Source organism: Thermoactinomyces sp. CICC 10735 (genome assembly GCF_016055175.1).
GTDB lineage: Bacteria > Bacillota > Bacilli > Thermoactinomycetales > Thermoactinomycetaceae > Thermoactinomyces > Thermoactinomyces vulgaris.
Genome location: NZ_JAECVT010000004.1, coordinates 70025 through 92525, shown reverse-complemented (window position 1 = coordinate 92525; position 22501 = coordinate 70025). Strand labels below are relative to the sequence as shown.

Sequence of the window (22501 nt, the reverse complement as noted above, 5' to 3'; positions counted from 1 at the left end):
TAATAAATGATTGAACGAATTGAAAAAAATAGTTATATTTTTATTATAAGACTATTTCAAAAGGTGATAGATGTGTTGGACAATTTTAATCAACTTTTAAAAGAAGATGAATTAGTTAAGCTCGTACAGAATAGCTCATTTGTAGGATGGATATATCACATTGATTATGATTATGCAAAAGTCATGACTAATGATTTATGGAAGAATCAGGCGGTAGGTATCCCGCATAATTGTTTTCTAGTAGCTGCTTCCTTTAATCCTGATCAATACAAAGACGTTCATGAAGAAGATAAACAAGTAATATTATTAAGGGTTGTTGGATCTACAAAGTTACCTCAGGATGATGATTTAGTAAGGGCGAAAATAGATTATTTTCAAAATCAGACTAATATTTATTTAAGTGAGGATTATGATGAAATAACTAAAAACCAAATGCAATTTGGTGGATTAGATTGTAGGGTCATTGGGACTTTCTATAAACGAGATGGGCAGCTTTACTTGGGAAGTGATTTAGAAACTTTTTATGTAAGCACTAGATTGTCTGTTTATCGTCCTCGTGGTGAAGCGTTGCAGCAGATAGTAAATCACATTGATCCACTTCAACGTAAACGTTCAATTGAAAATGCAAAGGAACAAGGTTTTACAAAATTACTGCCTCCTATTCAAATTGGTACGGTAAGATATACTTCAACAGATAGGTTACATAGAAGTTCAAAGGAAAAAAATGTGCCGTTTACTATTTTTCCATATGATTTTTTAGCAAGGCGAACGGCTGTACTTGGTATGACGAGAACTGGAAAGTCAAATATGATTAAGAAGACAGTTTCAGTTGTAAAGAAAATTGCCGATGAAGGCAATGTAAAGATTGGTCAAATTATTTTTGATATTAATGGGGAATATGCTAATGCAAATAAACAAGATAATGGAGCATTAGCGAATGTTTATCCTGATCAGACTGTTCGATACAGAATGATACAAACAGCAGGGTTTCTAGATTTACGGAATAACTTTTATGAAAAAATCAATGAAGGATTTAATGTTATTAAGCGTGAACTTCAGGCTGCAAATAGTATAGATGCCGATTACAAAAAAAGTTTTATAAACATGTCATTGGAGGAACCAAAGGATAGGTGGGAATCTGCTTATGGAAGATGGATGAGAAGGGTAGCAGCTTATCAAGTTCTTTTATATAAAGCGGGTTTTAAGTCAACTAAAAACTTTAGAGTTCATTTCCCTGCAAATAAAGATGTTAGGGATATTGTTTTTAAAAAGTTAGGTCAAGAGAATTTTAAATCATTTAGTGTTAATGAAAAAAGTGGTATAGTATCAATGAATTTGCCGGATGCCAATAAATGGTTTGAAATTATCCGGAACGTAAAAAATGAGTTGCCAAAATCTAAAAGTGGAGAACCTTGGGTAGATGTAGATTTAAGCAACCTCCTAGACATGATGGTTCAAAAAAATAGTAATAACAATTATATATCAGGTTACAAAATACTTGATGTAGCTAAAAAGTACCATTCGCCAAATAGAGGGAGGATTGCTGTCGGCGAAGAAATATATAGCCATTTAAGAGAAGGGAAAATCGTTATTCTTGACTTGTCCGTTGGAGACCCAACGATTCGGAAAAATATTAGTCTAGAAATCGCTGAATATATTTTTAACAAATCAATGGAGCAATTTATCAAAGACGTTCCTCCGCCGAATATTGTAATATACATTGAAGAAGCACATAATTTAATTGGAAAAAATATGGATTTAACTGAAACATGGCCTCGGATAGCAAAAGAAGGGGCTAAATACAATATTGCATTAGTTTATGCGACACAAGAAGTTTCATCAATTCATCCGAATATTTTGGCTAATACAGAAAATTGGTTTGTAACCCATTTAAATAATGAAAAAGAAATCAAAGAGCTAACTAAGTTTTATGATTTTGCAGATTTTAGTCGTTCCTTATTGAAAGCACAAGATGTTGGATTTGCCAGAGTTAAAACTTTGTCTAGTCCGTTTGTAGTACCAGTACAGATCGATCTTTTTAAACCAGAATGATTAGGTGGTTATATAATGCCTTATGATGGAGAGTTTGCAAATAAATCATCACATATGAATTTAATAAAAAGTCCAGATGTAAAGGAATTCCTTGATAAATGTAAGCTGTTAAGTCCGATTGATGGTAAAGAACGCGACGAAATCAAAAAAAAATTTGTTATGCCAACTTTGAAAAGTGATTATTTGCCTGAATTTATTATAGCCGTAGATGGTAGTATTTATGAATCAAGTGTCGAGGAGGCTATCCCAAGTACCAAAATGGGTTATATAAAAATTGGTAGCCTGTTAATAGAATTAAATAAATACAGGCTACTCAATAAAAAGGGGGGGTTTGTTAACCCTTTTGAGGTGGCAAAGCTTCAACAAAACAACTCTTCTATTTCATTTACTTTACCTAGTTCGAATGTGATCCTAGATGGGTATAAATCTGTTCGAGATAGTTTTAGGGCACAATTAGATAAATTATTGTACGAATTTAGGATAAAATCAGATGACCCAAAAACGAGTTTACGATCAACTTTATTCTATTTAGCTTCAATAAGACCCAATGAATTTAATACATCTTTAGAAGAAAGACCCCATTTATTTTTGCATAAATGTCCCAATGAGGAATGTGATGAACGGGATATTAGAATTGAGGACCTAGAGGAGCAAATCTATTGTAAGTGCGGTGAACCAATTTATCCGACTGATTGTCTTAGGATTTGGGAAGAGATCAATGAGTATCAATCAAACGTAGTAGCTCTTTCTAGAACAATGCAAGTCCTTGAGCATCTAATTCCTATTCATTATATCCGTTGTTTAGAAGAACAGGGCTCTTTGGATATTTTATCAAAAATGGCTTTTATATTAGATGGGGCTTTAGCTATATTTGGTCCCTCAGCATGGCTACATGCAAGTATATTAAGATATATACATTTAATAAATAAAAAGCTAGAGAATAATGGTTATGAGCCACTTTTTATCATGAGTTTGATAAAAAGTGGCCAGGTTGTAGATTTTGTAAAAATGATTAATTCTCATATTCCAAACAACAGGATATTTGCACTTAATGATGCATTTCGATACAAGTATATTTCTCCTGGAAGAAGAGTTCCTAAAAATGGTCATGGCTATGAAACATATTATGGACAAGATTTTATATACAAAACTCCTTCGGGAAGAGTGTTTGTCTTTAATCTTGTTTATCCATTTGAAAGTAAAACTAAGCCGAATTTAGAGGTTTTCAAGCGAGAGAAGGCTAATATTGAGAAATATAATTCAGTTTTACCAAAAGCATTAAGCTTAATTGAAGAATTTGAGTGCGATCTTTATGAGAATGCTGTAGTACCAATAGCACTAGCGCACCGATACACGGCTATTAGTATGAAACCAGGTGGGAAAATTTTAGATTTATTAACAAGAAAAGCATTAATAAAATAATGTTCATATGCCCACTTTTAAGCAGTGGGCATTAATTTTTCGTCTGGCCAAGAAGCTCTGGTAATGATAATATAAACAAAAAAGGGAATGTATTGAGGAAAGTGATTTGAAATGATATCAAATAAAATAAGATCTCCTTTAAGGTTTCCTGGCTCTAAAAGCAAGGTTTTAAACAGATTTTATCCATATTTTTATATCCCTCATATAGAATATCGTGAACCATTTTTTGGGGGTGGAGCTATATTTTTTGGGAAGCCCAAGGCAAAGATAAATTGGGTAAATGATAAAGATTATAGTGTCTATGCTTTTTTTAAAATAGTTCGTGACTATCCAGATGACATTTGCAAATTTGTTTTAAGTATAAAACCTAGTATTGAGATTTGGAAAGAAATTAGATCAATAAAGCCGCAAAATGAGTTGGAAGTCGCATATAAGTTTTTATTTTTAAATAGAACAAACTACTCCGGCATAATTACAGCTAATCCTATTGGAGGGATAAAACAAAAATCCAATTGGAAAATTGATTGTAGATGGAATCCTGAAATGCTTTGTAAAAGAATTAAAGAATGCTCAAGTAAACTTCAAAATGTAAAAATTACTTGCTTAGATTTTGAAGAACTTATCTTAGCCCCAGGGAAAGATGTATTCCTAGTATTGGATCCTCCATATTATAAAAAAGGTCATGAATTATACCCTGTAAGTATGAGTCATGAAGAGCATGTTAAACTGGCTAGGCTTCTAAAAAAAACTCAACATAATTTTTTGTTAACTATTGATGATTGTGAAGAGGTGAAAGAGATATATCAATCAGTGGACTTTTATGTTAATCAGGAGTCATGGTGTTATTCGATTAATCAGGGAAATAACACAAAAATAGGAAGGGAATTATTTATTTCTAATATTGATATATCTAAGTATATGCAAATCACTATATTTTAAAGAGTTGTTTTTAAAGGAATAAGTATTTGGTGTCTGCTGTAGAATGCCTCTAAATCGGACTCTTTTCTGATCGTAATCGGATTATTACCTATCGATTTCTAGTCTGCATTGGCATGATCCGTGTCAAGTATTAACTTTGAAATACTCTTATTACAAAGATGAGTTTCTGCATTTTAAATAACCTGAACTCTGTACTATTTTGTGCAAGAATATTATTTTTCACGTTAGTGAGTTTCACTTTTGTGATACATCTTAAAGTGAGAAGCCGAAGTCACAATCTATTGCTCATGTGTTTGCACTCTCATACAGTCTTATTGAAAATATCCCTGCTGCATAGATGTGGCAGGGGTTTTTTGTGTTCAATTTGTTGATTTAGTAGTTTTTTCTTAAAAACCAAAAAACATTTGCGAAAATTAGAAAAAACAGTAAAATTACACTGTATTGTTGTTTCAAGGGATGTAGCCGTTTGTGGGAAAAATTGCTTTGATTGTAACAAACGGTGAGCTTGAAACGAGAAAAGGGACATGATGCTGTTAATGGGGTTTTATAGAAATATCAAAGGGATAATCCTTCAAGTTGCCTGACGGTCAGTGTTACTATGGAGAAAATGTGTTTTTCATATTTGATAATTGGGACAGACAGAATTTGCGGGGAGATCATGAAAGAACAGAATGTATTGGCAAAAACAGAAGAACGGCAAACCAACACCAAGTTCGCTTTGTTCAAAAATAAATCCTTTTTATTGGTTTGGTTGGCCGGTATATTTACCAGTTTGGCCGGTTCCATGTATACCTTGACAGTAAGCTGGTATGTGGTGAAGGAATCCGGTGCCGGGCAGATCTTGGGAGTTGTCCTGATGGTGGCGTCCATTCCGCGGTTGTTCCTCATGCCCGTCGGCGGTGTGACGGCGGATCGTTTCAAGCGATCCCGAATCATGATTGTTTCCGACTCGGCCCGTGCTCTGCTGATTTTTGTGATGGCTTTCTGTGTGATGACCAACGTTCTGAGCATCCCCTTATTGCTTGTGTTTGCTTTTCTTTTTGGAACTTTGGAAGCATTTTATTGGCCGGCAACCAACTCCGTTTTACCGGCGGTTGTGCCCAAGAACCATTTGGCTCAAGCCAATTCTTTCAATGCATTAACCCAACAAGCGGGACTTCTTACCGGTTCGCTGATCGCAGGCGGACTGTTGACGTTGTTTTCTTACGGGCTGGTTTTTGTCACCATCTCTGTATTTCTCGCCATTAGTTCATTCTTTCTCTTCTTTGTCCGGGAGGAAGAGAACAAAACCCGGAAAAAACAAGGAAATCCGTTGTCGGTGATGCAAGATCTGAGGGAAGGATTGAACGATCTAAAAAAGGACACGTTTGCCTTTTCATTAATCCTGACGACATTAATCGCCAGTTTTTTCTTCTCCGGGCCCATAAACATCGCCATTCCTTTGTATGTGGAAGAGATCTTGCACGGTTCGGCGCTGGATCTCAGTTATTTGGAAATGGCATTATCCGCAGGAATGATCATCGGGGCAATTTTCTTGGCACTGGTTACATTGCGGTTCAGACGGGCGCTGATTGCCATGATCCTTATTGCCCTCAACGGATTGAGTTTGGTCGGTCTGGGGTTGACCAACCGGCTGTTGTTCGGAATGGGTTCTCTGTTTTTCTGCGGTTTTGTTTTGATCTCAGGCAATACATTATTGGTTACTCTTCTTCAAGAACGCATTCCTGTGGAAAAATTGGGGCGGATCATGGGGTTAATGACCACGTTCTCGATCGGTTTGACGCCGGTATCCCACGGGGTGTTCACCATTTTTTTGAATCATGGCTTGTCCGTTTCCTTGATGCTGATCATTTGCGGAAGTTGCATCGTGCTCTTTCAAGGGCTGATTCTTGCCGTCATGAAAGGGATTCGTGCAGTGGATTAATGAGTCTCTAAAGCGTTATGGCCCGCAAGAACGAGGGCCGGTGCGAAAACCATTCCCCTGTATAATGAGAAAACGATATCGAATGAGGAATTTTAGCTTCCACCTATGTCGGTTGGTTGACGAAAAAGGTGTCCGAAGTGGCTTGGATGTATCTGTCCGGTGTTTTGATCATCTCTTCTTATGTGTTGACGGTGATCTTTGATCATTCGCCGGTTGTTTTCATCTTGGCGGTTCTGGTGATCCGGGCGGCCCGATCCATTAGCTGGCCGATTTCTTCGAATCTCGGTAACCAATACATTTCAACGGGAAGCCGGGCGACCACCCTCTCTGTTAAGTATTCTTGATTCCGTATTGGATGTTGTTTTGATCGGCTCGTTGGCGGTGGTGTCCAAGTGGGGGATACCGGAAATTTTTTGGGGCTGTGCGGCGATCTCATTAATCTTTTGTTTCCTGTCCGCAAAAAAAGAGATTCTGTCAAAGGATGAAGCCAGTTTGGAAGCAGGCGGAAGCGTTGAGCAAGCACTTGAGCAAAGATAAAGAAAGATCCCTGCTGCACAGGAAGTGGCAGGGGTCTTTCTTGCGGTATGCGTTGAATTTTTAATTCTCATGAATGAAAGAATGGAAATAAAACAAACGCGTTGAAGAAAGAAATGAAATATAGTAACATGAATCCACTCGGGCAGAAAATTATGAATTGAAATACCGGAAGGGGATGATGTTGCATGAGCTCCAAAAAGTCTGTGTCGCAGAGCGAAGATTTTTCGGGTTGGTACATAGAGACGATCAAAAAAGCGGACTTAATGGATTATTCGCCGGTCCGGGGGTGCATCGTTTTTAAACCGGCCGGATATGCGCTTTGGGAAGCGATTCAAAAAGAATTGGATGCCCGGCTGAAAGAAACGGGTCATGAAAATGCCTACTTCCCCTTGTTTATCCCGCAAAGTTTTTTCGAGAAAGAAAAAGAGCATGTGGAAGGGTTTAATCCGGAACTGCCTTGGGTGACGGAAGCCGGGGGCGATCCGCTGGAGGAAAAGTTGGCGATCCGCCCGACCTCGGAAACCATGATCGGGCACATGTTTTCCAAATGGGTGAAATCGTACCGGGATTTGCCTTTGCTCATGAACCAATGGTGCAACGTGGTCCGTTGGGAAAAACGCACGTTGCCGTTTCTGAGGACGAGCGAGTTTTTGTGGCAAGAAGGGCATACTGCTCATGCCACCGAACAGGAAGCCAAAGAAGAAACGTTTAAAATTTTGGATTTATACAGCGAGTTTATTGAAAGCGTTTTGGCGATTCCGGTTGTCCGCGGAGAGAAAACGCCTTCGGAAAAGTTTGCCGGGGCGGTTCACACTTATTCCGTGGAAGCCATGATGAAAGACGGAAAGGCACTCCAAGCCGGAACCTCCCATTATATGGGGCAACGCTTTGCGAAAAGTTTCGATATCCAATTTACGGATGCAAACAACAAGCTGGCGTATGCATACACCACTTCCTGGGGAGTGAGCACCCGCTTGATCGGGGCATTGATCATGGTTCACGGCGACGATCAAGGATTGGTGCTGCCGCCGCACATTGCCCCGACACAGGTCATCATCATCCCGATCGGTGCGAAAGGCGAACGGGAGCGTGTGCTGTCTTATGCCGCACCAATCCTGGACCAATTGAAAGCGAAGGGAATCCGGGTGAAGCTGGACGACCGGGATAATTACAGTCCCGGATGGAAATTTAACGAATATGAAGCGAAAGGCATTCCGCTTCGCATGGAAATCGGGCCCCGGGATGTAAATCAAGATCAGGTCGTGCTCGCCCGCCGGGACACATTGGAAAAAATCACGGTTCCAACCGCAGAAGTTTCAGAGACGGTTGATCGTCTGTTCAATGAGATTCAGGAAAACTTGTATCAACAAGCGAAAGCCCATTTTGACCGGAATGCCCACATTGCGGAAACCCTTGAAGCGTTGACGGATATTATCCAAACCAAGCGCGGTTTTGTTTTGTCCGGCTGGTGCGGCGATGACCGTTGTGAAGCCAAAGTGAAGGAAGAAAGCGGTGCCGTCAGCCGCAACATTCCTTTTGATCCCCCGGAAACCATGAAAACGTGTGTCGCATGCGGAGAGAAAGCCAAATACACTGTCTGGTTTGCCAAGTCTTATTAAGGAACGGAATGCACCCTGCTGCAACAAAGTGGCAGGGGATTTCTCATGGAAAAGGAAAGGAACGGGAGAGATGTGCCATGAACGAAAAAAGACCGAGACTCGTCATTGCCGGAACGGGGAGCGGAGTGGGCAAAACGACGGTGACCCTTGGTTTCATGGCTGCGTTTCAAAGGCGGGGGCTCAAAGTGCAGGGATTTAAGGCCGGGCCGGATTATATCGATCCGGGTTACCATACGGCGATCACCGGGCGCCCTTCCCGCAATCTGGATACCTGGATGGTGTCGGCGGAGAACATGGTGGAGATTTTTCTCAATGGCAGCCGGGATGCCGATCTTTCCATCGTTGAAGGGGTCATGGGACTGTATGACGGCAAAGATCCTTTGAGCGACAAGGGAAGCACGGCGGAGATTGCCATATTGCTGCGAAGCCCGGTGATCCTGGTGGTGGATGTCTACGGTTTGGCGCGCAGTGCGGCGGCGGTGGTGAAGGGTTATCAGGGGTTGAATCCGTCTGTGCCCGTTGCCGGAGTGATCGCCAACCGGGCCGGAGGGGAGGGACATTTTCAGCTTGTAAAATCTGCAATTGAAAAAGAGTGCGGCATTCCGGTTTTCGGTTGGCTTCCCCCGGATCCGTCCGTTGACATCCCGGAACGCCATCTGGGTTTAATCCCGGCCCTTGAACGGGGGGATATGGTTCCTCTGTTTGACCGGTTGGCAGAGCTCATGGAAAAAGGAGTGAATTTGGACGGTTTAGAGAAGGTTGCCGGGGATGCTCCTTTGCTTGCCAGGCCTGAGCATCGGCTTTTTTCGCAAAAACGGATGGAACAACATCCCGTCACCATCGCGGTGGCAAAAGATGCGGCCTTTCATTTTTATTACCCGGAAAATCTGGAGTTGCTTAAGCAGTACGGAGCCCGGTTGCGGTTTTTCAGTCCGCTCAAGGGCGAACTGGTGCCGGAAGAAGCCGACGGATTGATCGTGGGCGGCGGGTTCCCGGAAGAGTTTGTCGGGGAACTGTCGGGAAATGAGGAAGTGAAACGTTCTTTCCGGGAAAACATCACAAGAGGCATGCCGACATATGCCGAGTGCGGCGGATACATGTATTTGACCGAGGCGATCGTGGACCGGGAAGGGAAGCTTCATCCGATGACGGGCATGATCCCGGCCGTGGTCCGGATGAGTGACCGGCTGACGGCGCTGGGTTACCGGGAAGTGGAAGCCGTGACGGACAACCTGTTGTTCAAACAAGGGGAGAAAGCGCGTGGACATCAATTTCACTATTCCACTCTGGCGATGCGGAAAGAGCAGGATGCTTGGGCTTATGAAATCAGCGGGCATGCCGGCAAACAGCGGGAAGGGTATGCACGGGGAAATCTCCTGGCCGGGTATACCCATCTTCATTTTGCTTCCAACCCTTCCATGGCCAAACGTTTCATTGCGGCTTGCCGGAACTACCGGGACGGCAAGAAGGGGTAAGCGTTTCATGGTGTGTTGCTTGCCCCGCCCCTCATACAGAATTGTTCCAGCCCGGCATGGTGAACCCTAATAAACCATAACCGATTGACATCAAAAATAACTCTTGATATCATTATTTCCGAGTAAACAGATGTGAAATATATAATTAGCCGACCAGACCACTGGAGGTTCCTGTATCCCGGCTTTCACGGCCGGGGTGGGACCTCCTTTTTTATTTGGAATTCCCGTTGAAAGGAGCAGGTGCCATGTCTGGATTCATTGCCGGTGATTCCCGTCCGTTCAAGTTTGAAAACCGGGAGGATCACGTCGGTCCGCGCCTTTTGCGCCGTTTGCCGGAAGGAACAGAGGAACGTCCCTATACGCTGTTTAAAGTCAAGCCGCTCACGCCTGTGATTGGTGCTGAAATTGTCGGGGTCAACTTGAGAGGGCCTGTTACACCGGAGTTGCAAGCCGAGTTGAACCGGGCGCTGCTTGAGTGGAAGGTGATTTTCTTCCGAAACCAAAACGTCACCAGTGAACAACTGAAAGCATTTGCCCGGCTATGGGGCGATCTGGAGGTTCACCCTTTTCTCCCACAAGGCGAGTCCAAGGAATTTGTCCGGTTTGCCAAGGATCAAAAGCAAGCCGGATACGAGAACATCTGGCATACCGATGTGACTTTCCGGACCCGTCCGGCGAAGGCATGCCTGTTAAAAATGATCAAGGTCCCGCCGGTCGGGGGCGATACACTGTGGGCAGACATGGGAGCCGCCTACGACAATTTACCCGACAAGATCAAGGAGCGCATCGACGGGCTGACCGCTGTTCACGACTTTACCCCGGCTTTCAGTGATTTCATGACAAAAGAAGAATTGGCGGAAAAACAAGCCGAATTCCCTCCTGTGGAACACCCGGTGGTCCGAACCCACCCGGAAACCGGGCGCAAAACTTTGTTCGTGAATCCATCATTTACAACCCGGATCGTCGGGATGGAACCGGAGGAGAGTGAATCATTGCTGCAATATTTGTTTCGGCAGGCACAGATTCCCGAGTATCAAGTCCGTTTTCGCTGGGAGGAAAACACGATCGCTTTCTGGGATAACCGGGCCACTCAACATTACGCGGTTTCCGACTATTATCCCAACCCCCGCCAAGCCGAACGGGTGGCCATTGTTGGCGACCGGCCGTTTTAAAAGAGGGAACATCCCCTCTTTTTTTTATTTGATGTCAGTGATTTCCCCCGGGTGATATAAAGCATGGATAAACCCGGTAAAGGAGGTGCCGGGAATCTTAACGCGGTGGTTTGGGGAGAAATTTTCATATCCATGATAACCGTTTTGGTATATATTCTTGATAAGTGCAAGGGGACACTTGTGTTTTTTGTTTTTGAAAAATTGCAACGGAGAAAAAGGGCGTAGTTGCCGGAATCCCTTTCACCGGATTTTGATTGCTCCGGATCCGAAAGCCACCCGATCTTTGCGAATGATTTATCAAAGACACCTTTACATCCAAGCAGCCGGTCCCGGTTGTCACTTCGGTTGAAAAGGGGTCATTCTTCCATGATGCAACTTCTGGTTCAAAACAAATCATTCCGTTTTTTGATGTCGGGGTCGTTTTTGTCCGGTATCGGAGATGCCATGATGTCGGTGGGGATTCTTTTGGCCGTTTATCAAAAAACGAGATCCCCCGTGGCCATCAGCTTGATTACTTTGGTTCAAGTGCTGCCCTATTTCCTTGTTTCTTTGTATTCCGGAGTGAAAGTGGACCGGCTGGATCCCGTGAAAACGATGATCCGCTCTGATTTGCTGCGGTTTTTCTTGCTGCTCATTCTTGTTTGGCTGTGGGACCAAGATGGGGTGGGGCTGGCCGCAATCTATCTGGTTGTCTTTCTCATCTTTTCAGTCGCTACCTTTTTTGATCCCTGCCATTTGGTGTTGATGAAAAGATTGGTGAAGCCGGAGGAACTTTTGGAAGCGAACAGTGCGAAGCAAATGACACTGAATCTTTCCAAGGTTGTGGGATCATTGCTGGGTGGCGTGCTCACCGGTACGGTGGATGTCCGGATCATCTTTTTATTGAATGGTTTTTCATATTTGTGTTCGTTGGTTTGTTTATGGTTGGTTGAATCCCCGTACGGCCGGCGGAAGGTTGGAAAGAACAAACCGGATATCAAAAGGGAACTGAAACAGGCATGGATTTATTTGACGAGAGAAGCGTCCGGCGTTCTCCGGGAATCGATGGCTTATATGGTCATTGTAAATATCCCGGTATCCATGATTTCCATTCAAATGACGATGCTTTCTCAAAGGTTCTCTCCCCTTCATCCCGGAACTTATTTGGGATGGATGAACAGTTTGTACCTCGCCGGAACCATTGCAGGATCCATCCTGATCCGCCAAGTGACCAAAAGATTGCAACTGGACTTTGACAAAGTGCCGTTTCTTATTTTTGTTTACAGTATCATGCTGTTTTTGCCAACCGTTTTTCATCACTCGTTGTTCGTCCTGATTCTGTTCTTTTTGAACGGTTTTCTGGCGGTGTTTATTCAAATTCTTATTAACACCGGTTACCAGCGTGAAGTTTCTGAGGAATACCTGGGGAGAATCACCAGTTTCCGAAGTTTGATTCTCCGGTTGCCACCGCCGGTTTTCTCGGCCGTTTACGGATTTTCGGATCAATATGCCGGCTTGCGTTGGGGGACTTTTTTTCTTTGCACATTCAGTGCCGTCACAGTATTTTCTGTCTGTTTTCATTGGCGGGAGCGAAGAGAGCATCGTTTTATAAAAGGGAAAAAGAATGAAAATGTGCAATAATGAAACGAAACATGATCGCAAAAGAGAGGTGTAACAAGATGAAGGCCATCATGCTGCAAGGAACGGCTTCCGATGTCGGAAAAAGTGTGATATGCACGGCTTTTTGCCGTTATTTTTTTGAAGAAGGTTTTCGGGTGGCTCCGTTTAAGTCGCAAAACATGGCTTTAAATTCGTATGTGACACGGGATGGAGGGGAAATCGGCCGGGCACAGGGCATTCAGGCGGAGGCGGCGGGAATTGAACCCACGGTTGATATGAATCCGGTACTTCTGAAGCCCACAGGAGAAATGGTGTCGGAAGTGATTTTGCACGGGCGCCGTTTTGCCGAACTCCGTGCCGGTTCGTTCCATCATGAACTGGATTCGATTCTGGCTTCCGTTCAACAGTCGTTGAACCGGTTATCCCGGGATTATGACGTTCTGGTGATGGAAGGAGCAGGGAGTCCGGCGGAGATTAATTTGAAAGAGCGGGATATCGCGAACATGTGGACGGCCCGGATGGCGGATGCGCCGGTTTTGCTGATCGCTGACATTGACCGCGGGGGCATGTTCGCTTCGGTTGTGGGCACCTTGGAATTGCTGGAGCCGGACGAGCGGCGGCGGGTGAAAGGCATCATCATCAATAAATTCCGTGGAGACAAATCATTATTGGAACCGGGAATCCGATGGCTGGAACAGCGAACCGGGATCCCGGTTTTGGGTGTCCTTCCTTATGTGGAGGTTGGCATCGATCCGGAAGATTCCCTGTCGCTCACCGAACTGGCGTTAAAAGGAAACCAAAAAGAAACGGCCGATCTGGATGTGGCCGTGATCCGTTTTCCCCGTATTGCCAACTTCACGGATTTTTCCCCGCTCATGGATCATCCGGATTTGTCTGTCCGGTTTGTAAAAGCGGCCCGGGAACTGGGAAGACCAGATGTCATCATTCTGCCCGGGACGGAAAATCCGAAAGAAGATTTTGCCTGGCTGAAAAAGACCGGACTGGAAGAAAAAATCCGGGTGTTAAAAATACAAGGAAGTTCGGTTATCGGGATCGGCGGAGGCTTTCCCATGTTGGGGACGAAATGGGTTTATCCTGATTGTGAGTCCGAACGCGAAGAGGCCGGTTTGGGGCTTCTTCCCATGGAAATACAATGGAATTTCAACACACCAACCAGCCGGAGCCAAGCAAAACCTTTGGCCGCTTGGGGAGGACCGGACCCGGTGGAAGGATATGAGATTCATTCCGCCCGCCCCCGGAAAGCCGCGGGAGTTTCTCCACTGTTTGAGCTGTCCGACGGCCGGTTCGACGGCGCGGTTTCCGAAGACGGAGAAGTGTGGGGAACCGGACTTCACGGCGTTTTTGACAATCCTTCCTTTACCGGGCATTGGATCTGCCATCTCCACTTGAAAAAAGGGTTGCCAAAACGGAAACAAACGATGAAACGAAGAAGGGAAGAAAGGGAAAAGATTTACTCTTTGCTGGCGCAATGGATCCGTGAACACATGGACATGGAACAAGTGAAAAAGATCATGGGACTTTGCAGGGACAAAGACGACAGGGATTGACGGGATTTTAATAAATCGGAGGATTAAGATGGAGAAATGGTATAAGAAAGTAAATATGGATGCGAAAGCGGCTTATTATTTGGTCTTATCTGAGAAGGTCCTCGATAAATTAGCCGGATATGACTGGTTTTCCACTGTGAGAAAATCCATGGATATGTGTTGGGAGTGGACAGAGAATAAAAAGGGTGATTCCTATCTCATGTACTTGGAATTGGCTGATGAAGATAAGGGATTTTATATTATTGGACTGGAATATGACGATTTCGAAGAAGGCTCGCAGGAAGAATTTGTCTATTGGTGCCTTTTTTTGGCTGTTTCTTATACCGTAAAGCAAGCACTCCTCTTTGAAAAAAGAGAACATGAAGCCCTCAGGAAATACAACCCATCGATGATGAATATATGGAGAAAGCGTTTATGCAAAATATCCGAAAAGTAAACGGCTGCCAAGAAGAATGGTTCAAACGCTTAAAAGAGTACCTGCTGAAAAATCACCCGGCCGGAAGTGACAAGCAGATCCAAAGAGAAGAATTGTTGAAGTTGATTGCATAAAATAATAAAAAAATTCCGCTCTCTTCAATGGAGCGGAATTAATTTTTGTTTCCATGGTTTTTACAGAAGTGACTCTAAGAATTTAACAAATCAGTGGATTAGCCTGCAAAAGTGCAGGTTTATTTTTTATCGCAATTGTCATCAACAAATTCATACACTATTTATTAAAATTTATTTATGAATACAATTGCCAAGAAAACTATTATTTTTTAAAATTAATAATTGTTTCCTGTACAATATATTTAGAGAAATAAGAAAGGAGGAAACGGGGTTACGGATTTTCGTCCCCGAAAGTATGGGAAAACATTTTGTTCGGTTTCTCCTTTTGTTGATGATCATCTCGGTGGGAACAGGTTTCTGGGTTCATGCCCTTGTTCATGCTGACGGGGGAATTAATGTTCCCGAAATTAATGAAGATTTCAATCAATTTGAACAAAAAAACCCGGTGCAGAAGGAACAACCGGTCTCATCCCCTCCGGTTGAAGAAAAGAAAGGATTTGTGGATAAGTTTACCGAATCATTGTCAAAGGCTGGAGATTGGTTAGGGGACAAAATTTCAGGAGCATGGGAATGGACCAAAGAGAAAGCGGCTGCCTTTTGGGATTGGTTTACTGAAATTTGCTCCAAAATGGCAGAAGTCGTGATTGATACGCTGTCAACGGCTTGGGAATGGGTGAAAAAATATAAAGAATATATTGCTTTTGCCGGTGTCTTGATTTTGGGTATCGTCTTGTGCATCTTTGCCACACCGTTAGGGATTGCCGTACTCAGTGGTATGGCTTTGTCATTTGTGATCAGTATGGCCTTGAATGGATGGGAAATTAACAAAATGACCTTCTTGGAGGCTGCCATTGGCGGCATCTTGGGATTGGTCGGCGGAGGTATCACGGCAGGAGCTTCCCGGGCATTGGCGAGTGGCATCGGGCAAAAACTGATCATGGGTGCCAAGAATTCCAAAGTCTTGGGGGCTGTTCTGCAAGGAGGACAGAAACTGGTCTCCAAATTGCCGGCACCTCTGCAAAAAATGTTTGGCAAAGGCGGAGCCATCGGAGCCGTCGAGGGTGCCGGAACCAGTGTGGCAGACGATATCCTGCATGGGCGGAAGATCAATTGGAAAAATGCCTTTTTGGCAGGACTGTTTGGAGCCGGCTCCGTCGCCGTGGTTCACTTTGCCCAACCTGTCGTCAATAAAGCCGTTGCATCACTGGAACCGGTACTGGCCAAAACCCCGATTGTCAAAAATATTTTCAACAAAGTTGACGATTGCGTTGCTGTACAGCCAACCAGAGGGTACCATGCTTTGTTCTTGGCGACAAATACGACAAAATTCACATGTATTGATACAGGTATAACAAACCTTCTTAAAAGTGATTTAAAAAAGTGGAGAGAAGAAGTAGGAACTGATTTAGATACGATTGCTGTTGCCAGAACGGATATTGAAGGTTTGGAAGGTGAAGTGTTTAAAGGTGCGTCTCCGGAGGTAATAAAAGCAGCAAAAAAAGAAGCTGGATTGAAGTCTTTGGATGAGGAAATGCCTGATAGGCCAATCAAAGCACCATTTAAAAACCCACTGTTTGTTAATCATGCTGAAGAAGTGGTAATTAATAAGTTCGTTTATGCTGTGGATAAAAAGTTTAAAAATCCGGATGATGTAAAAGGAAAACTTTATATTCACCAATCAAATAATAGAGGAGTATGTAATAATTGTAAAGCAGGTTTAGGAAGATCTAAAAATACTAATAAAGGTGTAATATATCAACTTAGCAAGCGATACCCAAATCTTGAGATCATTGTTTCATCTGAAATTTCAGAGGGAGGACAAGCTACAAGAAAACATTTCTTTATAGTAAAAGATGGGAAACAATATAAATATAATCATTGATTGATACGGAGGGTTAACGAATGTGTTGGTACAATCAAGTAAATGACGATGCGAAAGTGGCATTCGTATTAACATTGACAGAGAAAGTGATGGGTAAATTGGTAAATTACAGATGGTATTCTCAAATCAGAGAAACGATGAACAGGTGCTGGGAATGGGTGGAGGAGAAGAAGTATCGTGGTGACGAACTGTATGACCAGTTAGAAAAGGATGAAGATGAAGGGTTATTTGTTATCTATATTGAAGAAATCGACTGTGAAATGCCGGTTTCAGATGATCCCCAAGTAAAGCAAGTGTTTGACTGTGTATTGTATGCAGCTGCCTGTGCCACAAGACAAGCTTATGTTTATGATGGTGAGTTAAATCATTGTCCTCAAACCGTTAATATCGCACACGATGAATTTATCGATGAGGTGTTTATGGAAGAAATAAAAAAAGTAGACGGCTACCAAGAAGAATGGGCCGAGCGATTAAAACAATACCTGATGGAAAACCATCCGGCAGGCAGTGACAAGAAGATCAAGAAAGAAGAATTGTTGAAGTTGATTGCATAATTCCGTGGAGGTAAAAAGACCCGCTCCAGAAAAAAGAAAAGGGAGCGGGTTATTAGTTTTGTTAAAGATAACAGTTGGGCTTTGTTTCTAATGAATTATATTTCCAAAAGTGTTAAGGGAATTTTACTTACAAATTGGATATGGCTTTTTGTGTATTAACTAGGTTAGTTTTATGAAATCGGATCATGGATCCTCATTCCATCGCAGATTTGATCTTGGGAGAAGATATCTGGGAAGATTATGATTTGGTGGATGAAATTGCGGAGCAACCATACCGGTTCCCCTTATTTGAATTGGGCAATGACTTGATTTGAGCCAAGAGAGAAAAGAAGAAATTCATCTGTTTGACTATGCTTGGATAATTATTGCGGATTCCACTAAAGATTTTGTGCGTAAGAAGTTGAGGAAATTATAAATTATTTATCAAGACATAAAATCACAAAAGGAGTTTTTTCAGGATGGAATGGCTTGAAAATGTCAGTTCAGACGCAAAAGTGGCTTATCTCCTGACCTTGACAGAGAAAATGATGCATCAAACCGAAAAATACCATTGGTATGGTTTGGCAAGAAGAGCCATGGATATGTGTTGGGAATGGCTGGAAGAGAAAAAGTATCAGGCTGATGAGCTTTATTTGAAATTGGATAATGAAGATGGGGATGGGTTAATTCATATCGAAGGAGTGGCGTTTGTCGATGATCAACCGGATCCTCAAGAAGAAGCAATATGGTTTTGTGTAACGACGGCTTTGGCTTATGTTACATCGCAAGCTTATGAATACGAAGGGCAAGAATATGTTCCGCAGACGGTAGAATTGGTTGATGAAGAAGGGATCGATTGGTTTACGGAAAAAATAGTGAAAGTAGACGGCTACCAAGAAAAATGGTCGGAGCGTTTAAAAGAGTACCTGCTTAAAAACCACCTGGCCGGAAGTGACAAGAAGATCCAAAAAGAAGAATTGTTGAAGTTAATTGCATAATGGTGTTTTGATCATAAAAAGAGGCCCGCACCGGTATATCTGGGAAGATTATGATCTGATGGAAGAGATCGGAGAGCCGCATTTGTTCCCATTTTTTGACTTGGGCGAAAATGACTTGATTTTTTTCGATTTGAGTCAAAAGACAAGAGAAGGAATTCATCCGGTTGACTATGGAGGGATGATCATTGCGGAATCCCTCGAAGACTTTTTACGAAAGCTGGATGCCAAAGAAAATTATTATATCTATGCGGTTAATGTTGAACGATAGAATCAGATGAAGGAGCAACCCGATATGTTCGCCAAAGTAACTCAACTGCCTTCTGATGCTCAAGTCGTGTATTTACTGGCCTTATCGGAAAAAATTATCCAAAAGCTGTCTGGTTCTGACGGTTATGAAAAAGCTGGTAGCTTTAAAAGCATGTTGAGATTGGGTGGAGACAAAAAGGGTTTCAGGGGATTTTCTCTATGCATTTTTGGATACCATTGATGAAACCGGACTTTTTATCTTGATACAGTTAGAAGAAGATGCTGCAAAGCAGAGGGTTTGGAATTGTGTGGTCAGTGCGGTTACATATACCACTTGGAAAGCTTATCAGGAGCGTGGTGAAAAATATCTTCCGGCACCTGTGGAAAAATTTGACGAAGATTTGATTTTGTATTTTATTGAGCAATTTCATGCCATAGGAGGTCGGTATAAAGAGATTTCAGACAAACTCCTTCAGTTTTTATTGGCACATTCCCCGAAAGAGAATCACAGGGTGGTTCATAGAGAAAGCATGATATCTGTCGTGAACCAAAGGGAAGCAGCAAGAAGATCCAAAGAGAAGAGATGTTCAAACTGATGAAGATCAAGCAGAACCCGCAAGAAAGTGAATGTAAAGCAACGAATGCAGGTACTGATGTTCATGCAGAGGAAGAAGTCGAATGAGCCAATGGAAATTGCAGATTCATACACCTGGGAAAGAAAAAGTGATTTCTAACCCTCATTGGAAACAAATTCAAACGATATTAGACTAGGTAGATGGAAGCCGTTTCGATAATGTTTCTTTATTTAACGATAAATTCGGGGATTTAATGGTTGCCGGAGGAGATCAAATTCATGGCATCAGACGTTATCACGTTCAATATTATGATGCTGTTCATCGTTATGAAGCGAATTTAGTGAACCCCTCAGAATCAGAAGAAACTAAAGAACACTTGAATATTACGGTTCAAAAAGTGGGGACAGACATATTCAAGCAATACCTTGTGGGATATGATGATATGATTCGAGCTGTGAAACATTTTTTTGAAACAGGAGAATTAACAGAGGACCAAGAGTGGGAATGAAAAAAATCTGCTCATTCTGCAGCTCTTTTTTTTTAATAGATTGGTCAAATGAACCGATAGGAAACCTTAGACTGTTTTTAATTTCAGAGAGAGGAGACCATTGAGGATGGAATGGCTTGAGAAGTTGAGCTCCGATGCAAAAGTGGCTTATCTCCTGACCTTGACAGAGAAAATGATGCATCAAATCGAAAAATATCATTGGTATGGATTGGCAAGAAATGTCATGGATATGTGTTGGGAATGGCTCGAAGAGAAAAAGCATCATGGTGATGAACTTTATTTGAAATTGGATAATGAAGATGGCAACGGATTGATTCATATCAAAGGGGTGGCGTTTGTCGATGATCAGCCGGATCCTCAAGAAAAAGCGTTGTGGTTTTGTGTAACACAGGTGGCGTTTTATGCGACATGGCAAGCCTATGAATATGAAGGGGAAGAATATGTTCCCCAAGCGGTGGAAAGTACGGATGATGAAGCCATTGACTGGTTTATGGAAAGCATGAGAAAAGCAGACGAATACCAGGAAGAATGGTCCGAACGCTTAAAAGAGTACCTGCTTCACAATTATCCGGCCGGAAGCAGCAAGAAGATTAAAAGAGAAGAGTTGTTGAAACTGATCTGAAAAAAGTTTGGAATTCTAAAAGTTGGAAAGGCGGGACTTGCCATCGCTTGGTATGAACATCTCAGTGAGGATGCAAAAGCAGCTTATGTACTGTGCTTATCGGAGAAGATTTTGGCTTTGACAGAAAATTACCCATGGCATCGCCTGATTCGGAACATGATGGATATGTGCTGGGAATGGGTTGAAGAGAAAAAGCATGGTGCAGATGATCTGTATTTTCAGTTTGATGACGAAGAAGACGGACTCATTTTTATTGAAGGAGAGGATGAAGTGGCAAAAAGTCCGCAATTCATGCTCATTCTCCATACGATTTTGGAAGCAATATGTTACACGATATGGCAAGCTTATGAGTATGAAAAGAAAGATGATCTTCCGCAAATCCTTGACTTGGTGAGTGATGAATCGATTGAGATGGACTTTATGGCGAAAATAAAGCAAATCCATGGTTATCAAGAAGAATGGTCCGAACGCTTAAAAGAATACCTGCTAAAAAATTATCCGGCAGGAAGCGGCAAGAAGATTGAAAGAGAAAAATTGTTGAAGTTGATTTTGTAAAAAAGTTCAGTGGACGCGGTTTGGATGATAAAAAGAAGCCTGCTCCTCTTCACCGGAGCGGGTTTCTCCGGAAGACAGGAGGAAATTGAGAGTGAGATGGTATGTAAAAGTAAATATAGATGCGAAAGCAGCGTATTTTTTAGCTTTATCAGAAAAAATAATAGATAAACTTGCTCCTTATGAGAATTGGTATTCCATTGCGAGAAATACCCTGGATTTGTGCTGGGAATGGGTTGAGGATAAGAGAGTGGATGAAGATGATATTTATATGAAAGCTAATGATGAAGATGAGGGGTTCTTTATAATCGGCTTGGCCGAAATCGATCTTTTTCAGGGAAATTCACAGGCGGAATCAGCTTATTGGTGTATCTTTGGAACTGTAAGTTATATCATATGGCTGGGTCATATCAAGAACAACAAGGAACATGAACTTCCACAAGAGCTTGAAAGTTTAGATGATGAATTCAATGAACAGCGTTTTATGGAAAAAATCAAAAAAACAGACGGATACCAAAAAGATTGGTCTGAACGCTTAAAAGAGTACCTGATGGAAAATTATCCGGCCAGAAGTGACAAGAGGATCAGAAGAGAAGAATTGTTGAAGTTGATTGCATAAAGACGATGGAGGACGCAGGTGACAGGTTTTGAAAAATGTTGAATTAAGCATTCAAGATAAATCCAAAGTTCTTTCAAATCCAACTTGGGAAAAAGTTTATGAAGTTTTGGAAAGCATGGATGGTAAAAAAGTGAGTCAAGCAAGTCTTAAAATAGATGATGTTGGATTTATGACAGTAGCCGGTGGAGAATTTATTGAAGAGAAAGGAAAAAGAGTTTATATGGTTGAATTCTTTGATGGAAAAGGTGATTTTAATACCTTGCTTAACCCGAATGTAGACCCTGATAAATACTTTTTTTAGCTACAGGTCAAGTGGGAACGGATATAGCAGATATCCATCTTGTGGGTTTTCAGGAAGTGGTCCGTGCAATGAAGTATTTTTAACCAAACGGGAGAAGTGTTAAATAATCTGGATTGGGAATAATTTAAGATCAACACATTAAATGGATGATAATCCAAAAGCTTTTGAAATACGTTTGATTAAGTCATAAAAAAGCCTGCTCCCTCTTAGCCGGAGCGGGTTTTCGTTTTGACTTGACCGCATGCCTTAAAGGGGAATTCCCCGATGAGCTATATAAATCGTTAAGGAGGTGAACAAAGAATTGAACGACTTTTCTTTTTTGAAAACATATATCCTGCCATCTGAACAGATTCAAGCACCACCAGAGCAAAAGCATGTATTTTATCCCCTTAATGAACGTGAAGTGGAAGCCGCTGAAAAGAGGCTCAATCGAACATTTCCAAAAGAGTTGAGGGATTTATATCTGCACATTGGTTACGGCTTCATGTGGACAGTCAAAGATCGGATGTTCATTAATCGGATCATGGATCCGGATTCCGTGGCGGATCTTCTTTTGGGTGAAAATGTCTATGAAGATTATTATCTGGCAGATGAATTTGCAGAGCAACCACACTTATTTCCCTTTTTTGAGGTTGGCGACGATATCATGATTTCCTTGGATTTAAGCAAAGAAACAGATAACGGAAATCACCCGGTTGACTATACGGGTCTTAAAGTTGCAAATTCATTGGAAGAGTTTTTACGCAAGTTGGATGCTGAAAAAGATTATTATTTATCTGTTAATGAAGAATTCTGATTTGGCTTCCTGG

25 protein-coding genes are annotated in these 22501 nt (G+C 42.2%); all 25 read left to right on the top strand.

What is annotated here, in order from left to right; translation table 11 throughout:
* Positions 1-75 precede the first annotated feature (75 nt).
* The 25 genes from I8U23_RS09440 (at position 76) to I8U23_RS09330 (ending at position 22488) form a co-directional block, all read left to right on the top strand.
* Positions 76-2052 (top strand): ATP-binding protein, encoded by a 1977-nt coding sequence (locus tag I8U23_RS09440; protein WP_198050972.1) that lies wholly within the window; start codon positions 76-78, stop codon positions 2050-2052.
* Between the two features lie 15 nt (positions 2053-2067).
* Positions 2068-3474 carry a DNA double-strand break repair nuclease NurA gene (locus I8U23_RS09435; protein WP_198050971.1) on the top strand — a complete coding sequence of 469 codons (1407 nt, stop codon included), beginning with the start codon at positions 2068-2070 and terminating at the stop codon, positions 3472-3474.
* Positions 3475-3585: 111 nt separating this feature from the next.
* Positions 3586-4413 carry a DNA adenine methylase gene (locus I8U23_RS09430; RefSeq protein ID WP_198050970.1) on the top strand — a complete coding sequence of 276 codons (828 nt, stop codon included), beginning with the start codon at positions 3586-3588 and terminating at the stop codon, positions 4411-4413.
* Positions 4414-5071: 658 nt separating this feature from the next.
* On the top strand, positions 5072-6337 hold the full coding sequence (locus I8U23_RS09425; protein WP_198050969.1) for an MFS transporter: 1266 nt from the start codon (positions 5072-5074) through the stop codon (positions 6335-6337).
* Positions 6338-6474: 137 nt separating this feature from the next.
* Positions 6475-6681, top strand: coding sequence for a hypothetical protein (locus I8U23_RS09420; protein WP_198050968.1), 207 nt, complete (start codon positions 6475-6477; stop codon positions 6679-6681).
* A gap of 378 nt (positions 6682-7059) precedes the next feature.
* Entirely contained in the window at positions 7060-8493 is a 1434-nt protein-coding gene (gene proS, locus I8U23_RS09415; RefSeq protein WP_198050967.1) for a proline--tRNA ligase, read from the top strand.
* Between the two features lie 77 nt (positions 8494-8570).
* Positions 8571-9968, top strand: coding sequence for a cobyrinic acid a,c-diamide synthase CobB (locus I8U23_RS09410; RefSeq protein ID WP_198050966.1), 1398 nt, complete (start codon positions 8571-8573; stop codon positions 9966-9968).
* A 245-nt stretch (positions 9969-10213) separates the two neighbouring features.
* Positions 10214-11140 (top strand): TauD/TfdA dioxygenase family protein, encoded by a 927-nt coding sequence (locus tag I8U23_RS09405; RefSeq protein ID WP_198050965.1) that lies wholly within the window; start codon positions 10214-10216, stop codon positions 11138-11140.
* A 366-nt stretch (positions 11141-11506) separates the two neighbouring features.
* The gene (locus I8U23_RS09400) at positions 11507-12760 is read left to right on the top strand and encodes an MFS transporter (protein ID WP_198050964.1); all 1254 of its coding nucleotides are present in this window, start codon (positions 11507-11509) and stop codon (positions 12758-12760) included.
* 38 nt (positions 12761-12798) lie between these two features.
* The gene (locus tag I8U23_RS09395; protein ID WP_198050963.1) at positions 12799-14307 is read left to right on the top strand and encodes a cobyric acid synthase; all 1509 of its coding nucleotides are present in this window, start codon (positions 12799-12801) and stop codon (positions 14305-14307) included.
* 28 nt (positions 14308-14335) lie between these two features.
* The gene (locus I8U23_RS09390; RefSeq protein ID WP_198050962.1) at positions 14336-14743 is read left to right on the top strand and encodes an Imm6 family immunity protein; all 408 of its coding nucleotides are present in this window, start codon (positions 14336-14338) and stop codon (positions 14741-14743) included.
* The gene (locus tag I8U23_RS13615; RefSeq protein WP_255517162.1) at positions 14722-14856 is read left to right on the top strand and encodes a hypothetical protein; all 135 of its coding nucleotides are present in this window, start codon (positions 14722-14724) and stop codon (positions 14854-14856) included. The genes I8U23_RS09390 and I8U23_RS13615 overlap by 22 nt, the downstream gene beginning before the upstream one ends.
* 328 nt (positions 14857-15184) lie before the next feature.
* Positions 15185-16738, top strand: coding sequence for a hypothetical protein (locus I8U23_RS09385; RefSeq protein ID WP_198050961.1), 1554 nt, complete (start codon positions 15185-15187; stop codon positions 16736-16738).
* A 20-nt stretch (positions 16739-16758) separates the two neighbouring features.
* Positions 16759-17292 carry an Imm6 family immunity protein gene (locus I8U23_RS09380; protein ID WP_198050960.1) on the top strand — a complete coding sequence of 178 codons (534 nt, stop codon included), beginning with the start codon at positions 16759-16761 and terminating at the stop codon, positions 17290-17292.
* Between the two features lie 185 nt (positions 17293-17477).
* On the top strand, positions 17478-17606 hold the full coding sequence (locus I8U23_RS13610) for a hypothetical protein (protein WP_255517161.1): 129 nt from the start codon (positions 17478-17480) through the stop codon (positions 17604-17606).
* 144 nt (positions 17607-17750) lie between these two features.
* Complete coding sequence (locus I8U23_RS09375) at positions 17751-18269, top strand: Imm6 family immunity protein (protein ID WP_198050959.1); 519 nt, start codon at positions 17751-17753, stop codon at positions 18267-18269.
* Positions 18270-18327: 58 nt separating this feature from the next.
* The gene (locus I8U23_RS09370; RefSeq protein ID WP_198050958.1) at positions 18328-18537 is read left to right on the top strand and encodes a hypothetical protein; all 210 of its coding nucleotides are present in this window, start codon (positions 18328-18330) and stop codon (positions 18535-18537) included.
* 24 nt (positions 18538-18561) lie between these two features.
* Positions 18562-18756, top strand: a complete 195-nt coding sequence (locus tag I8U23_RS09365) for a hypothetical protein (protein WP_198051073.1) — start codon at positions 18562-18564, stop codon at positions 18754-18756.
* Complete coding sequence (locus I8U23_RS09360) at positions 18743-19111, top strand: Imm6 family immunity protein (RefSeq protein WP_232335509.1); 369 nt, start codon at positions 18743-18745, stop codon at positions 19109-19111. Before I8U23_RS09365 ends, I8U23_RS09360 begins: the two co-directional genes overlap by 14 nt.
* 232 nt (positions 19112-19343) lie before the next feature.
* Complete coding sequence (locus I8U23_RS09355; protein ID WP_198050956.1) at positions 19344-19598, top strand: hypothetical protein; 255 nt, start codon at positions 19344-19346, stop codon at positions 19596-19598.
* A 106-nt stretch (positions 19599-19704) separates the two neighbouring features.
* Entirely contained in the window at positions 19705-20220 is a 516-nt protein-coding gene (locus I8U23_RS09350) for an Imm6 family immunity protein (RefSeq protein WP_198050955.1), read from the top strand.
* A 12-nt stretch (positions 20221-20232) separates the two neighbouring features.
* Complete coding sequence (locus I8U23_RS09345) at positions 20233-20775, top strand: Imm6 family immunity protein (RefSeq protein WP_370526945.1); 543 nt, start codon at positions 20233-20235, stop codon at positions 20773-20775.
* A gap of 91 nt (positions 20776-20866) precedes the next feature.
* Positions 20867-21391 (top strand): Imm6 family immunity protein, encoded by a 525-nt coding sequence (locus tag I8U23_RS09340; RefSeq protein WP_198050953.1) that lies wholly within the window; start codon positions 20867-20869, stop codon positions 21389-21391.
* Between the two features lie 28 nt (positions 21392-21419).
* Positions 21420-21692: a hypothetical protein gene (locus I8U23_RS09335; protein ID WP_198050952.1), complete on the top strand. Its 273-nt coding sequence runs from the start codon at positions 21420-21422 to the stop codon at positions 21690-21692.
* A gap of 301 nt (positions 21693-21993) precedes the next feature.
* Positions 21994-22488 carry an SMI1/KNR4 family protein gene (locus I8U23_RS09330; protein WP_198050951.1) on the top strand — a complete coding sequence of 165 codons (495 nt, stop codon included), beginning with the start codon at positions 21994-21996 and terminating at the stop codon, positions 22486-22488.
* The last annotated feature ends 13 nt before the right edge of the window (positions 22489-22501 follow it).

Coding starts and splice junctions, on each gene's coding strand:
- I8U23_RS09410 (WP_198050966.1), top strand. CDS start 8,571: ATGAACGAAAAAAGACCGAGACTCGTCATTGCCGGAACGGGGAGCGGA.
- I8U23_RS09355 (WP_198050956.1), top strand. CDS start 19,344: ATGGTTGCCGGAGGAGATCAAATTCATGGCATCAGACGTTATCACGTT.
- I8U23_RS09430 (WP_198050970.1), top strand. CDS start 3,586: ATGATATCAAATAAAATAAGATCTCCTTTAAGGTTTCCTGGCTCTAAA.
- I8U23_RS09350 (WP_198050955.1), top strand. CDS start 19,705: ATGGAATGGCTTGAGAAGTTGAGCTCCGATGCAAAAGTGGCTTATCTC.
- I8U23_RS09375 (WP_198050959.1), top strand. CDS start 17,751: ATGGAATGGCTTGAAAATGTCAGTTCAGACGCAAAAGTGGCTTATCTC.
- I8U23_RS09380 (WP_198050960.1), top strand. CDS start 16,759: ATGTGTTGGTACAATCAAGTAAATGACGATGCGAAAGTGGCATTCGTA.
- I8U23_RS13610 (WP_255517161.1), top strand. CDS start 17,478: ATGGATCCTCATTCCATCGCAGATTTGATCTTGGGAGAAGATATCTGG.
- I8U23_RS13615 (WP_255517162.1), top strand. CDS start 14,722: ATGCAAAATATCCGAAAAGTAAACGGCTGCCAAGAAGAATGGTTCAAA.
- I8U23_RS09400 (WP_198050964.1), top strand. CDS start 11,507: ATGATGCAACTTCTGGTTCAAAACAAATCATTCCGTTTTTTGATGTCG.
- proS (WP_198050967.1), top strand. CDS start 7,060: ATGAGCTCCAAAAAGTCTGTGTCGCAGAGCGAAGATTTTTCGGGTTGG.
- I8U23_RS09365 (WP_198051073.1), top strand. CDS start 18,562: ATGTTCGCCAAAGTAACTCAACTGCCTTCTGATGCTCAAGTCGTGTAT.
- I8U23_RS09435 (WP_198050971.1), top strand. CDS start 2,068: ATGCCTTATGATGGAGAGTTTGCAAATAAATCATCACATATGAATTTA.
- I8U23_RS09370 (WP_198050958.1), top strand. CDS start 18,328: ATGGAAGAGATCGGAGAGCCGCATTTGTTCCCATTTTTTGACTTGGGC.
- I8U23_RS09425 (WP_198050969.1), top strand. CDS start 5,072: ATGAAAGAACAGAATGTATTGGCAAAAACAGAAGAACGGCAAACCAAC.
- I8U23_RS09390 (WP_198050962.1), top strand. CDS start 14,336: ATGGAGAAATGGTATAAGAAAGTAAATATGGATGCGAAAGCGGCTTAT.
- I8U23_RS09395 (WP_198050963.1), top strand. CDS start 12,799: ATGAAGGCCATCATGCTGCAAGGAACGGCTTCCGATGTCGGAAAAAGT.
- I8U23_RS09405 (WP_198050965.1), top strand. CDS start 10,214: ATGTCTGGATTCATTGCCGGTGATTCCCGTCCGTTCAAGTTTGAAAAC.